At 65.8% G+C, this 14,250-nt stretch carries 11 protein-coding genes; 7 read left to right on the forward strand and 4 right to left on the reverse strand.

Going from position 1 to position 14,250, the window contains the following annotated elements; translation table 11 throughout:
- Positions 1-113 precede the first annotated feature (113 nt).
- The 5 genes from QNO06_RS03605 to QNO06_RS03625 all read left to right on the forward strand — a co-directional run bounded on the left by QNO06_RS03605 (position 114) and on the right by QNO06_RS03625 (position 5,003).
- Positions 114-524, forward strand: a complete 411-nt coding sequence (locus tag QNO06_RS03605; protein ID WP_227913442.1) for a hypothetical protein — start codon at positions 114-116, stop codon at positions 522-524.
- A 72-nt stretch (positions 525-596) separates the two neighbouring features.
- Positions 597-1,466, forward strand: a complete 870-nt coding sequence (locus QNO06_RS03610) for an MBL fold metallo-hydrolase (protein ID WP_227913441.1) — start codon at positions 597-599, stop codon at positions 1,464-1,466.
- Between the two features lie 69 nt (positions 1,467-1,535).
- Positions 1,536-2,801: an NRAMP family divalent metal transporter gene (locus tag QNO06_RS03615; protein ID WP_227913440.1), complete on the forward strand. Its 1,266-nt coding sequence runs from the start codon at positions 1,536-1,538 to the stop codon at positions 2,799-2,801.
- 134 nt (positions 2,802-2,935) lie between these two features.
- Positions 2,936-4,153 (forward strand): NRAMP family divalent metal transporter, encoded by a 1,218-nt coding sequence (locus QNO06_RS03620; protein WP_227913439.1) that lies wholly within the window; start codon positions 2,936-2,938, stop codon positions 4,151-4,153.
- A 25-nt stretch (positions 4,154-4,178) separates the two neighbouring features.
- Complete coding sequence (locus tag QNO06_RS03625) at positions 4,179-5,003, forward strand: putative hydro-lyase (protein WP_227913438.1); 825 nt, start codon at positions 4,179-4,181, stop codon at positions 5,001-5,003.
- Between the two features lie 40 nt (positions 5,004-5,043).
- Here the strand turns inward: QNO06_RS03625 and QNO06_RS03630 are convergent, their stop codons facing one another.
- The 4 genes from QNO06_RS03630 to QNO06_RS03645 form a co-directional block, all read right to left on the reverse strand.
- A complete protein-coding gene (locus QNO06_RS03630) occupies positions 5,044-5,706 on the reverse strand; it encodes a GntR family transcriptional regulator (RefSeq protein WP_227913437.1) in 663 nt (220 codons plus the stop codon).
- Positions 5,707-5,797: 91 nt separating this feature from the next.
- Positions 5,798-7,543, reverse strand: a complete 1,746-nt coding sequence (locus QNO06_RS03635) for an acetyl/propionyl/methylcrotonyl-CoA carboxylase subunit alpha (RefSeq protein ID WP_227913436.1) — start codon at positions 7,541-7,543, stop codon at positions 5,798-5,800.
- Entirely contained in the window at positions 7,540-9,435 is a 1,896-nt protein-coding gene (locus QNO06_RS03640; protein WP_227913435.1) for a 5-oxoprolinase subunit B/C family protein, read from the reverse strand. Before QNO06_RS03640 ends, QNO06_RS03635 begins: the two co-directional genes overlap by 4 nt.
- Positions 9,432-10,190: a LamB/YcsF family protein gene (locus QNO06_RS03645; RefSeq protein ID WP_227913434.1), complete on the reverse strand. Its 759-nt coding sequence runs from the start codon at positions 10,188-10,190 to the stop codon at positions 9,432-9,434. Before QNO06_RS03645 ends, QNO06_RS03640 begins: the two co-directional genes overlap by 4 nt.
- Positions 10,191-10,435: 245 nt before the next feature.
- Here QNO06_RS03645 and QNO06_RS03650 point away from each other — a divergent pair, with 245 nt between their 5' ends.
- Positions 10,436-13,243: a tetratricopeptide repeat protein gene (locus QNO06_RS03650; RefSeq protein WP_227913433.1), complete on the forward strand. Its 2,808-nt coding sequence runs from the start codon at positions 10,436-10,438 to the stop codon at positions 13,241-13,243.
- A gap of 591 nt (positions 13,244-13,834) precedes the next feature.
- Positions 13,835-14,227 (forward strand): hypothetical protein, encoded by a 393-nt coding sequence (locus QNO06_RS03655; RefSeq protein WP_227913432.1) that lies wholly within the window; start codon positions 13,835-13,837, stop codon positions 14,225-14,227.
- Positions 14,228-14,250 lie beyond the last annotated feature (23 nt).

Raw genomic sequence — 14,250 nt, forward strand, 5'->3', positions numbered from 1 at the left:
CGGGCCGGACAGCAATCAAGAGCTTTGGCGAAAAACGTTGAAGGACATGGGCCGGCAGGTAGTGTGGGCCGCGCGGGCGCACGGTCCTGCTGGAAACGTCACGGGGGTGGGGCATGGATTATCCAAGCGGTCGCAAAGGAACGCGCGGATCGGGGACGTCGGTCGCCAGGGCTGATCAAAAGCGCCTGCGGGGCAGCGATGATCCCGCAGTCCGTCCAGGCTCCGGCAACCCGGTGGACGCAGGGATGAAGGGCCTGCTAATCGTGGGCAACCTGCTGTATCTCCTCGCGGCCGTTCCTGCCCTGTTCATGTTCCTCGTTGCCACCGATTACTCCGAGGCCGCCAATGGGCCGGTCTGGCTCTTGCTAACCGCGGCGCTGGCCTGGCCGGTTGCCTTAGTTGTCTCCTGGGTTCTCTTCCTTTGGTTCCACCGCAAGGGTGCAGATTGGCTGGGTGGCCTTCTTTTCATGACCGTTTTTGGATTGTGGGTGATCCTGGCGTTTTCCAACCCCATGATGGCCTGATTCCGGCAGCATGAGAGTCGCGAGCGCAGCACCCGGGTTAGGGTGGTGGCGCATGCCGGAGAGGAGAGAACCGTGAAACGAGCCGGATACACCCTCACCGAACCGGCTGCAGGAATCTTCTTTGTGCAGGGGCCGGCGTCGAACTGGATCATCCTGCGGGAGGCTAAGCAGTTCACCCTGGTGGACGGCGGCTACCGCGGCGACCTGCCGCTGGTCCTGGCCTCCATCCGGGAAGCCGGCCTGGAGCCGGACGACGCCGTCGCCGTCCTCATCACCCACGCCCACGTTGACCACACCGGCGCCGCAGCACATTTCGCCCAGCACTACGGCACCCCGGTGCTCTGCAGTTCCGGCGAACTAAACCACCTGCGCGGCGAGGAGAAATTCTCCGTGACTCCGCTGCAGATAGTGCGGCGGGCCTGGCAGCCCCGGGTTTTCCGCTGGGCGGTGCACGTGCTGCGGTCCGGGGGAGCGGCAGGACACCCTGCGCCGTCGGCGGCGGCCTGGGACGATGCGCTGCTGGCGGGTCTGCCCGGCTCTCCGGTCGCGGTCCCGACGCCGGGACACACACCCGGGCACACCGCCTTTTACCTGTCCCGGGCCAAGGCCGTGATCACCGGCGACGCACTGGTCACCGGCCACGCGATCAGTGCCCGGAACGGTCCCCAGCTGCTGCACCCCATGTTCCACCACGACGGCGCGCGGGCAGACAGTGCGCTCGCGATCCTTTCGAAACTGGATGCCTGCCTGCTCCTGCCTGGACACGGTCCCGCCGTCCGGACCGGCATCCGCGAGGCGGCGAATACCGCCTGGCGGCAACGGGCGACGCCGGTCAAGGCACCCCGGCCGGTGCTGCTTCCTGGCCGGAAGGGCGGCCTTGCGGGAGAGCCGACCTACGGACGGGTGGAACATTCCGGCACTGCGGTGCCCGGGGCGGAATAGCTCTTCCTGCCCTTCAACCGGCCGCCGTACACTGGCGGCGGAAATGCACCCCCGTGGAACGGACAGGCCATGGATGAGCAGGTTACCCCCAATGATCCGCCGGCCGCGGGAGCATCGGCACGCTCCGGGGGTAAGCGGGAACGGAAACCGGCGAACCCGAAGCGGGCCGCCATCCTGGGGGCCATGTTCCTTATGGCCACCAGTGCCATCGGCCCGGGCTTCATCACGCAGACCACGGTCTTTACGGTCCAGCTGGGTGCGGCGTTCGCCTTCGCCATCCTGGTCTCGATCCTGGTGGACATTTGCGTCCAGCTGAACGTGTGGCGAATCATCGGCATTTCCGGCCTGCGGGCCCAGGTGCTGGGGAACAAGGTCCTGCCGGGGGCCGGCTGGGTACTGGCCGCCCTGGTGTTTGTCGGCGGACTTGTGTTCAACATCGGCAACGTGGCCGGGACGGGGCTGGGCCTGAACGCCATGCTGGGGCTGGAACCCCGGATTGGAGCGGCGATCTCGGCCGTGCTGGCCATCCTCATTTTCCTGTCCAAACGGGCAGGCCTGGCGCTGGACCGGGTGGTGGTGGTCCTCGGCGCGGTGATGATCGCACTAATGCTCTACGTGGCCGTCATCGCCGGACCACCGGTGGGCAGCGCCCTGAAGAACACGGTGCTGCCGGACACCGTGGATTTCCTGGCGATCACGACCCTGATCGGCGGCACGGTGGGCGGCTATATCACCTACGCCGGGGCGCACCGCATGGTGGACTCGGGCAACTCGGGGCTGGAGAACATCCGCCCCATCACCCGCGCCGCACTGCTGGGCGTGATCGTCACCGGCGTGATGCGCGTGCTGCTGTTCCTTGCCGTCCTGGGCGTGGTGGCCGGCGGTGCAGTGCTGACCGGCAGCAACCTCGCTGCGGACGCCTTCCGGGTGGCGGCCGGCGAGATCGGGATCCGGCTGTTTGGCGTCGTGTTCTGGGCCGCGGCGCTGACCTCGGTCATTGGTGCGTCCTATACCTCGGTTTCCTTCATCACCAAGCTCACCACCAGCACCCGGACACGGAACCTGCTCACGGTAGCCTTCATCGCTGTCTGCACGGCCGCCTACCTGCTCGCCGGACAACCGCCGCAGACGCTCCTGGTGTTTGCCGGGGCCTTCAACGGGCTCATCCTGCCGCTGGGCGTCGCCATCCTGCTGTGGGCTGCTTGGCGGCGCAGCGATCTGCTTGCCGGCTACCGGTACCCTCGCTGGCTGCTGATTGCCGGGGTGCTGGCCTGGCTGCTGACCCTGTATCTAGGCTGGAACTCGCTCTCGGGGCTGATCGACCTTTGGGCCTAGGCGCAACCGACGTGTAAACCCCGTGTTAACAATCCCCGGATCGTTCAACAAAACGCTTGCAGATTGTTGAACAACCTTTAGACTGCTGGAAGCCCTTGTGGCCCACCCCACACCTTCCAGCGATCGGAACCAGCATGGACAGCACGGCCACTAAGGCAAAGGTCCGGCCCAACGCCAAGCGCACCGCACTGCTCGGTGCCATGTTCCTGATGGCCACCAGTGCCATCGGACCAGGATTCATAACCCAGACCACGGTCTTCACCGTCCAGCTCGGCGCGGCCTTTGCCTTCGCCATCCTCGTTTCAATCCTGGTGGACATAGCCGTCCAGCTGAACGTCTGGCGGATCATCGGGGTTTCCGGCCTGCGCGCCCAGACCCTGGGCAACAAGGTCCTTCCCGGCGCCGGCTGGGTCCTTGCCGGGCTCGTCTTTATCGGCGGACTGGTGTTCAACATCGGCAACATCGCCGGCACCGGCCTGGGCCTGAACGCCATGCTGGGGCTGGACACCAAAATCGGCGGCGCCATTTCCGCCGCCGTCGCCATTTTCATTTTCCTGTCCAAAAAGGCAGGCCTCGCCCTGGACCGGATTGTTGTGGCCCTGGGCGCGGTGATGATCCTGCTGATGCTCTACGTAGCCGTCAGCGCCGCACCGCCGGTGGGGGAGGCGCTGAAGAACACCGTTATGCCCGCGCAGGTGGACTTCCTGACCATCACCACCCTGATCGGCGGAACCGTGGGCGGGTACATCACCTACGCCGGCGCGCACCGGCTGCTCGACTCCGGCACCACCGGCCCCGGCTACGTGAAGGACATCACCAAGGTCTCGCTGCTGGGCATCATTGTCACCGGCATCATGCGGGCGCTGCTCTTCCTGGCCATCTTGGGCGTCGTCGCCGGCGGAGTCACCCTTGCCGGCGACAACCTGGCCGCCGACGCCTTCCGGCACGCCGCCGGCGAAATCGGGCTGCGGATGTTCGGCATTGTCTTCTGGGCCGCGGCCCTGACCTCGGTGATCGGCGCGGCCTACACCTCGGTGTCCTTCGTGACGACGCCGGAAACGAAGGACCGCACGCGCAGCTGGATTACGGTGGGCTTCATCGCCTTCTGCACCGCCGCGTACCTCCTGCTGGGCCAGGCCCCGCAGACCCTGCTGGTCTTCGCCGGCGCGTTCAACGGGTTGATCCTGCCGCTGGGCTTCGGCATCCTGCTGTGGGCAGCATGGCGGCGCCGTGACCTGCTGCAGGGATACGTATACCCCAAGTGGCTGCTGATCATCGGTGTGCTGGCCTGGGCGCTGACGCTGTTCCTGGGCTGGAATTCCCTGTCCGGCCTCGCCAAGCTCTGGCAGTAGCCAACTCCGGAAAGGACACCCGACAATGGAGACTCCCACCGGCATCACCACCTCGCCCACCGTACCTCCGCACCCCGCCGGCCTGGCCCCGGTGGAAGCCCGGGCACTGTTCCGGAACGGCCTGGTCACCCCGACGGCGGGCTGGTCCGCGGGCTACGCCCAGGCCAACCTCATCATCGTGCCCAAGGAACAGGCCTTCGACGTCCTGCTCTTTGCCCAGCGCAACCCGAAGTCCTGCCCTATTCTGGGAGTGCTCGACGCCGGTGAAACCGCCGGCCCGCTGCTCACCGGCGGCGACATCCGCACCGACGTGCCCCGCTACACCGTGTACGAAAACGGCGTGAAGGTTGCCGAACCCACCGACATCACCGGGTACTGGCGCGATGACCTGGTGACCTTCATTGTGGGCTGCAGCTTCACCTTCGAGGCAGCCCTGCAGGAGGGCGGGATCGGGGTGGCCCACATCGACCAGGGCACCAACGTGCCGATGTACCGCACCTCGGTCCGCTGCGAACCGGCCGGCAGCATGGCCGGTCCATTGGTGGTCTCGATGCGGCCCGTGCCTGCCTCACAGGTGGCCGGCGCCGTGCGGATCACCTCCCGCTACCCGGCGGTGCACGGCGCTCCGGTCCACGTGGGCAACCCGGCCGAGATCGGCATTGCGGACCTGGGCCGGCCGGACTTCGGGGATCCGGTGGAGATTACCGAAGGCTACGTTCCGGTCTTTTGGGCCTGTGGCGTCACCCCGCAGGCCGCAGTGATGGAATCCAAGCCCTCGCTGGCCATCGGCCACGCACCCGGCCACATGCTCATCACGGATGCCCGGGACAGCTCGTACCTGGTGCCCTAGCGTTCCCTCGTTGCGTCGGCTGGGTACCCGCCCGCTGCACCTACGGGTGCATGTGTGCGAGCAGCTCCGCCTCGGCGGTATCCAGGTAGGACTGCAGCACCTTCGCAGCCTTGGCGCGTTTGCCCGTGCGGAGCAGCTCCACCAGGCGGGCGTTCTGCTCCACGTAGGTGGAGTGGAAGTCCGGCTGGCTGCTCATGGCGTGGAAGACCAGGCGCATTTCGGCCAGCACCCGGCCCATGACCTGCTGCAGCTGCTCGCTGCCTGACATTGCAACAAGTGCCTGGTGGAAGGCCTGGTTGGCGGCCGCCATTTCGCCTACGGCCCCGCGCTCCTTCGCGCCCCGGGCCCGGGCGATCACGGCGTCGAGCCGGTCCAGGTCCAGTTCCGGACCCCAGAGAACGGCCGAGGGTTCCAGCATCCGCCGGACCCGGTAGATTTCCCGCACTGCGTCCGCGCCGGGGGCGGCCACAAACACGCCCCGGTTGGGGTACCGGGTGACGGCGCCTTCAATGCTGAGCATGGTGAACGCCTCGCGCAGCGTATTGCGGGAGACCTGCAGCGACGCGGCCAGCTGCTGTTCGGAGAGCTTGGTGCCGGGCAGCAGTTCTCCGGCGGCAATGCTGCTGCGCAGCACATCGGCCACCCACACCGTGGTGTTGGCGTGGTCGGCTCGCTCGGTGGCTTCCCCCAGGTTCACAGGCATCTCCCTAATCTAGCCGGACGGCGGCGGTGCCGCCGCCAGAGGCGGAACCCGGAGAACCGGCCGCTGGGGGACGGCCGATCCTCCGGAGCTTTTAGGGGCGGATCTCGCCCAGGGCGTCACCGCGTCCGACGGCGGTGCCCGGTTCGGTCGCAGCCCGCGTGAAGCTGCCGGCCCGGTGGGCGCGGACGGTGGTTTCCATCTTCATCGCCTCCAGCACGGCAACCGGATCGCCTTCGGCCAGCTGCGCGCCGTCGTCGGCCACCCATTTCACCAGGTTCCCGGCCATCGGCGAGGCGAGCACAGCCTCGTCCGCCGCCGCGCCGGCACCGCCGGACCCGGCAGGCGCAGCGGCAGTGCCGCCGCCGGCGCGCAGCGCGTTCAGCAGCGCGGCCGGCACGCCCAGGGCCACAGCCTTGCCGTCGACGTCGATGGTCAGCGTTTCCCGTTCGGCGCCAGGCAGTGATGCGGCGATTTCCGGGGACGCGGCCAGCGGTTCGGCGAATTCGGACTCGATCCACGTGGTGTACACCCCAAGGGCGTCCTCCCGGGTGAAGGCCTCGGAGCGGACCACGGCCCGGTGGAACGGCACCACGGTAGGCACCCCGCGGATCACCAGCTCATCCAGGGCCGCGCGGGCCCGGCGCAGCGCCTGCGGCCGGTCCTCGCCCCACACAATCAGCTTGGCCATCAGTGAGTCATACTCGGCGGGCACCACGGACCCGGACCGCACGCCGGAATCCATCCGGATGCCCGGACCCGTGGGCGGTTCGAAGGCTTCCACCGGGCCGGGGCCGGGCAGGAACCCGCGGGCGGGATCCTCGGCGTTGAGCCGGAATTCGAACGCGTGCCCGTGCGGCACCGGGTCGGAGGTGTTGGAGAGCGGCAGCCCGTCGGCAATGCGGAACTGCTCGCGGACCAGGTCCACGCCGGCGGTTTCCTCGGTGACGGGGTGCTCCACCTGCAGCCGGGTGTTCACTTCCAGGAAGCTGATCAGCCCGTCCGGGGAGACGAGGTATTCCACGGTGCCGGCACCGGTGTAGCCGGCTTCGCGGCAGATGGCCTTGGCGGAGGCATGGATGGTGGCGCGCTGCTCTTCGGTGAGGAACGGGGCGGGGGCTTCCTCCACGAGTTTCTGGTTCCGGCGCTGCAGCGAGCAGTCACGGGTGCCGACGACGACGACGTTGCCGTGCGTGTCAGCCAGCACCTGGGCCTCCACGTGCCGGGGCTTATCTAGGAACCGTTCGGCGAAGCATTCACCGCGGCCGAAGGCGGACACTGCTTCGCGCACCGCCGATTCGAAGGCGTCCTCCACATCTTCGAGCCGACGAGCAATCTTCATGCCGCGGCCGCCGCCGCCGAACGCCGCCTTGATGGCCACCGGCAGCCCGTGTTCCTCGGCGAAGGTACGGACCTCTTCGGCACTTTGAGCCGGGCCCTGCGTTCCGGGCACCAGCGGGGCACCGGCGCGGACGGCGATCTCGCGGGCAGTGACCTTGTTGCCCAGGTCGCGGATGGCCTGCGGGGAGGGGCCGATCCAGGTCAGCCCGGCGTCGAGCACCGCCTGCGCGAAGTCCGCGTTCTCGGACAGGAACCCGTAGCCGGGGTGCACGGCATCCGCGCCGGCCCGCCGGGCGGCGTCGATCAGCTTGGGGATGTTCAGGTAGGTGTCCGTGCTGGCGGAGCCGTGCAGGGGATAGGCCTCGTCCGCGATGCGGACGTGCAGCGCGTCGGCGTCGGGGTCCGAGTACACGGCAGCCGAGGCGATGCCGGCGTCGGAACAGGCGCGGGCAACCCGCACGGCAATCTCGCCGCGGTTGGCGATCAGGACCTTCTTCATGGGGTTCCTTCCGTGAACAGCCCGGCGGTTTCCTCCGCGGACAGCGGGGCCAGGGTGTCGGGGTTCGAGAAAACAAAGCGCACCGGATGTCCGGGCGGCAACTGTGCGGCAACGGGCAGGTCCTGCGGCACGACGACGGCGATCACCGGGTAGCCCCCGGTGACGGGATGGTCGGCCAGGAACAGGACGGGAAGGCCCGACGGCGGGACCTGCAGCGAGCCGGCCACCACGCCTTCGCTGGGCAGTTCCCCGTCCCGGATGCGTTCCAGCGGGGCGGCGTCCGGGTCCTGCGGGTCGGTGGCCAGCCGCACGCCGATCCGGTTGGACTCGTTGGTGGCGAGCCAGGTGTGTCCGGTCAGGGCTGCCGCGGCGGCGGGGCCGAACCAGTCCTGCCGGGGGCCGGCCGTGACCCGCAGCAGGGTGGGGGTGCGGCCGTCGCCCAGGCTGCCGGGGGCGGTGCCTGCCGGCAGGGAAGAGGGTTCGGTGGTGCCTACCGGTGCGGAACCAGAAACCGCGCCGACGGGCAGCAGGGTGCCGGCCTCGAGCGGTGCCGGGCCGATACCGCTCATCGTGTCTGTGCTGCGGCTGCCCAGGACCGGGTCCACGGCCACGCCGCCGCGGACGGCAACGTAGGAGCGGACACCGCGGAACGGGGTGCCCACGGTCAGGGTTTCGCCATCCAGCAGGGCAAAGGGGGTGTCCAGCGGCGCGGGCCGGTCCCGCTCGCCGCCGGGGGAAACGACGGCGGCCGGGACCTGCGCCCCGGACAGGGCCAGGACGGTGTCCCCGCGGGCGGTCAGCTCCAGGCCGCCGAGAAGGTTCTCGATCACGGCAGCGTCGGCCGGATTGCCGACCAACCGGTTCGCCTGACGGGCGGAACGGGTATCCGCGGCACTGGCTATGGAGACGCCAAGGTCCGCATAACCGGGGCGGCCGAGGTCCTGGACGAGGGACTGGAGGCCTGCGCTGGTTACCTCGAGGGAGGTGGGGCTGGCTTGGGACACATCGTCACCTTGCGCGGGCGGGAAAGCCCCATCGCCCCTTAGCGCTGCGGATCCACCCTCCTCCTCGCAAGCTCGGAGAGGGGACCCTGATCCTTCGCTGCCTCGTCGTTCCTCGGTCGGCGATGCGGGACTCACGAGGTGTCCCAGCCCCTCGTTCGTTCCCTCGCTCGCGGGAGACGCCGGGTCTTCGGTGCCCGTGCTCGGAGCCTCGGCCTGAGGACTTGAAGTGGTGGTGATCAATTCACGGACGGGATGGAAGATTACTGAATCGCCAGGACGGATGAGAGCAGGGTTTGGACGGGAGAGGTCCCATAAAAGGGCGTTGGTATGGCCGATAAGTTGCCAGCCGCCGGGAGAAGTGCGGGGGTAGATGGCTGAATAGTCACCGGCGAGGGCCACTGAGCCCGCGGGCACGGCCTTGCGCGGAGTGGTGCGGCGGGGGACGTTCAGGGCCGGGTCGCCGCCCACCAGGTAGGTGAAGCCGGGGGCGAAACCGCCGAACCCGCCGGTCCACGGCGTGCCGGTATGGGCGTTGACCACAGCCTCTTCGGAGAGGCCGGTGAGCTGCGCCACCTCGGCCAGGTCCTCGCCGTCGTACACCGTCTCAATGGTGACCGTGCGGGCGTCCGGCAGCTCGGCATGGGAGAAGTCCAGGTTCTCCAGCAGTGCGGCAGCGGCGACCGTTTCGCGGCGGCCGTCGAACCGGACCAGCACGGTCCCGGCAGCGGCCAGCGCATCCACTTGCCCGGGCAGCGGACTGGACTGCAGCTGTGCGTGGAGGGCGACGACGTCGGCCAGCGAACCAAGCTCAACCAGCAGCGCCCTCGTCCCGGCGGGACGGATGCCGCGGATGTGCCCGCCCGCGTCCGTCTCCACGGGGGAACTCATACGAAACTCTGGATGGTGACGCCGGCCTCTTCGAGCCCGGCACGGACGGCCCGGGCCATGGCCACGGCACCGGGGGTGTCACCGTGCACGCAGATCGATTCAGCGGACATCGGGATCTCGGTGCCGTCGACGGCGGTGATGACGCCCTCCGTGGCCAGGCGGACCATGTTGGCGGTGACCTGGCCGGCGTCGTGGATCACCGCGTTGGATTCGCGGCGCGAGACGAGCGTGCCGTCCGGGTTGTAGTTGCGGTCGGCGAAGGCTTCGGTCACGCCACGCAGGCCGGCGTCGGCAGCGATGTCCAGGGCAACTGCTCCGGGCAGCAGCAGGACAGGCAGGTTTTTGTCGAAGGTGCGGACCGCATCGATGACGGCGCGTGCGTGCACCTCGTGGCGCACGATGGTGTTGTACAGCGCGCCGTGCGGCTTCACGTAGCGGATTTCCGAGCCCGCCGCGCGGGCCAGGCCCTGCAGTGCGCCGAGCTGGTAGAGGACGTCGTCGAACAGCTCGGTGTAGGAGCAGTCCAGGAAGCGCCGGCCGAAACCGGCCAGGTCCCGGTAGGCGGGGTGGGCACCCATGGTGACGCCGGCGGCGACGGCGTCGCGGCAGGTCTGCGCGATGGTGGAGGGATCTCCGGCGTGGAAGCCGCAGGCCACGTTGGCGCTGGAGACGGATTCGAAGACGGCGGCGTCGTCGCCCATGGTCCAATTGCCGAAGGACTCGCCCACGTCGCTGTTCAGATCAATGACCGTCATGGTTCTGCCTCCCGCTCGGTGGTGCAATGGTGTTCCTACAGTGTGCCCCGTCACGTCGGATTGTTCAACAATATGGCGATGTTCTGCCGGCAGGAGCTGCTTCTGCGGAAAGGGTACCTGCGAGGCGATCCAGCGTCGCTGGATGGGTTAGCATATCCATCCGGCCGCCGAGATATAAGGGCAATCGTTACGGGCATTTATTAATCAGACGCGGCCTTTGGGTTATTTGCTGGCAAGATGTTGCAGTGAATAATTTACTGGGGGATCACAACCACGTTGTTGACGCCATATTGAACCGTCTTGAGGACATAAAAAATGGGGATACCGATGCTCCCCGTGTGCTGGTGTTGACGGGGGAATCCGGCATTGGCAAATCCCGTATCGTGCGCGAAGTCTACGAAGAACTGCGCAGAAAGCAGCCAGCACCGGGATACTGGCCCAGCATGCTGCCGGACAGTCATAAGGACGATAATTCCATCGACCCGATGGCATCCCGTAAAGTGCTAGGTCCTGACCCAACATCGTTTGAATGGCATTCGCAAGCCCTCCCATCCTTTGGCTGGTGGCATTTTGAATGCGAGATCATGGAGTCGCAGAATGCCGTCAACGTGGTGGGTGCGGCCTACCCCCAGTTACGCGCTCATCTGCTGCCCCTGGGACTGGCCTGGAACGATCAGGCAGGTTTTTCGGACAAACTTGGCCGGGCTCGAGAGAAGGTCATTGAGGAAGTTCGAAGCACCGTCACGGATGGTGGGTTCGAGGCGTTGGGCGCATTCGGGCTAGCATTTCCCGGGCTGGGCACCCTCATTCGGTGGGCAGGCCAGGCCGGTAACAAAATCGCAAAAGACCGTCAGCACCGCAAACAGCTCGACTCCGATGTCGCTCCGGCATCCGAATCCCACGTCTCTGTGGCACAAGAGCTTGCCGCCGCCATCCGCTCCACTGCCTTGACGGCCTCTCCGGGCAAACCAGGGCTGCCTCAAATCGTAGTTATCGAGGATATGCACCGGATGGGCGATGATCTGGCTGAGCTGTTGACGGAATTAGGAAGGCCTGACAAAAAACATCCAGTACTCGTTATCGGGACGGCTTGGCCCGAGGGGTATAACAATCCCGGATATAAGAATTGGGCTGCCCAGGCTATGGACGAGGGGCGGGCAGCGCCAATGATGGTGAAGCAGCTGGAGGGTGACGATTTGATCACTCTGCTCCGTCACTATGCCAAGAACACCGATGAAGACACGGCCAAGCGAGTGGTAGAGCGTATGCCCAACCCCCACTTCTTGAAGCTGTGGCTAACGATGCGCTCAACTATGAGACTCATTGCCTCCCACGACCAAGCGCTGGTGCTTAGCGAAGACGAGCTGATGAGCCTGCCCCTTGAAGTCATGGACGTGCTGCGGCAACGCTGGCTTGAGTTACCCGAGGAAGTGCAGCAGGCCTTGATTCTTGCAGTCATAGCGAGGGCGAAGGCCTCTGATTCCGGGCCGACGGCCCTGCCGAGGTTCCTTCCCGATGTCGTGGCAAAAGCCTCTAAAGCAGCCGGATTCTCGTTCCAGGATCTAGAAGCAGGGTTTAGCTCGGCCGTGTCTCCCGGAGCATGGTGCAACACGGATGCCAACGCCCAATGGTTGCGTGAGACCGATCTGCAGGAAGTGGTTTTGAGTTACACCCGGGATTCAAGACTGGGTCTCTTGGATTCGGAACACAAAAAACTTCAAAAGGAAACACGTGACGTTCTGATCGAGTGGATCGATGAACGACGGGAAGGGATCGAGTTGCAACTCGAGCCCGATCTGGTTGTTGCGGCGGAATGGCTCGATAGTCTTCCGCCAGCTGAGGGAGCAGCGTGGACAGATGCAGATACTGCTGCACAGTGGGCACTCGCGGAAACCGCGAACTGGAACTATGACTTAGCCGCAGCGGTCGAAAAAGCCAGAATTGTCCTCGACAAGGGAATGCTCGATTCCGATACCAATCAGAAGGTCCGCACGAGACTCGCCCTCTGGGTGGGGGCCAGCGGCCGTTACGGGGAGGCACTCGAGTTGTATCGGGCCCTGCTCGGCGACCAGCTCCAGACTCTGAGTCCAGAAGACCCAGCGGTGCTTGCTACGAGGCACCATCTGGCGCTTAATCTGTTCAACACTGGCAGGAAGGTCGAGGCGCTCGTTGAGGAAGAACTGGTGTGGGCAGACCGCCGAAAAGTCTTGGGCGCCGAACACCCCGATACGCTTATCGCGCAGAATAACGTCGCGTGCTGGTATGCCGAAACCGGCCGCGTAGCCGAGGCAGTAGAGCAGCTGCAAGAAGTACTCATGATGGAGTCTCGTGTCCTGGGGCCCGACGCCCCGGGCACCCTGCTGACCAGACGTAATCTCGTGGCCTACCGTCGTCGAGCAGGTGTAGGAAGCTCAGAAGAGGTCATCAACGACTATGAAAATTTGCTGCTTGATCAGACGAGGGTCCTAGGCGCGGATGACGAAGATACATTAGGAACAAGGAACTCCCTGGCCTGCGAGCAAGCCGAAGCGGGCAACCTTGCGCTCGCAGTTGAGCAACTTGAAGTGCTGGCCCAGGACTCGATCGAAGCGATCGGTTCTATGCATCCCCTCACGCTGGTGATTCGGTCGAATTTGGCGAGGTTCCTGGGGGAAGCGGGGCAACTAGGGGAATCGTTACTGCAATACCGGCAACTGTTGATAGATGCACAGGCTGCAGCTCGCGAAGATAATCCTGACACTTTGATTATTGAAGCCAGTCTTGGTAAGACCTTATTCAAAGCTGGGCAGTCAGAAGAGGCAGTGACGCGATACAAGGGTTTAGTAAAGAAGAGCATCGGCCTTTTCGGCATAGGAGACGAAGACACCTTAGGTCGAATAAACACCCTCGGATGTTTTTTAGCGCTCACAGGTGATCTAAATGAGGGTAAGCAGTATCTCCATACGGCTCTGGTCGAAAGAACCAGGCTGCTAGGGGATGACCATGCGGATACGGTCAAGACGCGCAACAACTTCGAGTCCGTAGAGAGGCGGGCGGGAGTGTTGAACTGGTAGTTGGTCTAATTTGGGCCATCAATCCGGCAGGGATTGCCCTTTCCCGCCGCCCACCGGTCCAAGGGCGGCGACGGCGGGAAGCATCAACTGCCGAGAGTTCACGTGTCAATGCGCCAAGTTTTCCACAGTGGTGAGTCCATGGACTCACCACTGTGCTGCCCGAACCCTGGGACTGGACGTTCGGGCTCCCGTCCGCTCCGGAGGACGACGACGCCGTTCACTCGCTGTCCACGGGACCCACAAGCCGGTCAATTGAAACGGATGTAAACGTCCGCTTTCGCCAGCGGAACCCACCTCCGGTTCCACGTTGCTTAGGCTCATCAGGGGCGGAGCAGGGGCAGGCTCGTCAGTGTGCAGATAACGCGGCCTGGCCCGCCAGCAGGCAGCATTATCTGCACTATGAACGCGTTCTCCCCTCCCGATCCGCGCCTGCCGCAGAGATTTGGGACACTAAGGGTGCTGTTGAGGGGCATGAAGGTGGTCAAACCTGAAAGAATGGGCAAAAGCCGGCTCGGGGGAGTTCAGCTGAAGAACCCGTTGTGGAATTCCCCGTGCCGACGCGCCACCGTCAGTCTCATGCAGGAGCCCTCCATGTCATCCGAATCATCCGCCTCGCCCTTCGCCATTGCCGACGGCGCCCGCGTTACCGTCTATGGAGCGCACGGCCGCCCCGAGCTGTCCGCGTTTGTGCCCGCCACCGCGTTCCTGGCCGAGGACAGCGGACGGTTCCCGGCCGACGTCGTTGTCCTGTTCGTTTCCACGGCGGCGGACCTGGCCCACGAACTGGCCACCGCGGCGGCCTCGGTGGAGTCGGGCGGCACGCTCTGGGTCTGCTATCCCACCGCAGAGGTGGACGGGGTGGCCCCCGACCTGAACCGCGACACCGTGGCGTCCCTGTTCGAGACGAATGACTGGGAACCGGTGGGAGACACCGTGCTCGACGGCGCGTGGTCGGCAGTGCGGGGACGCCCCGCCGGGGAGTAGCTGCGCGCCGGGAGGAAATCCCC

Source organism: Arthrobacter sp. zg-Y20 (assembly GCF_030142075.1).
Taxonomy (GTDB): domain Bacteria; phylum Actinomycetota; class Actinomycetes; order Actinomycetales; family Micrococcaceae; genus Arthrobacter_B.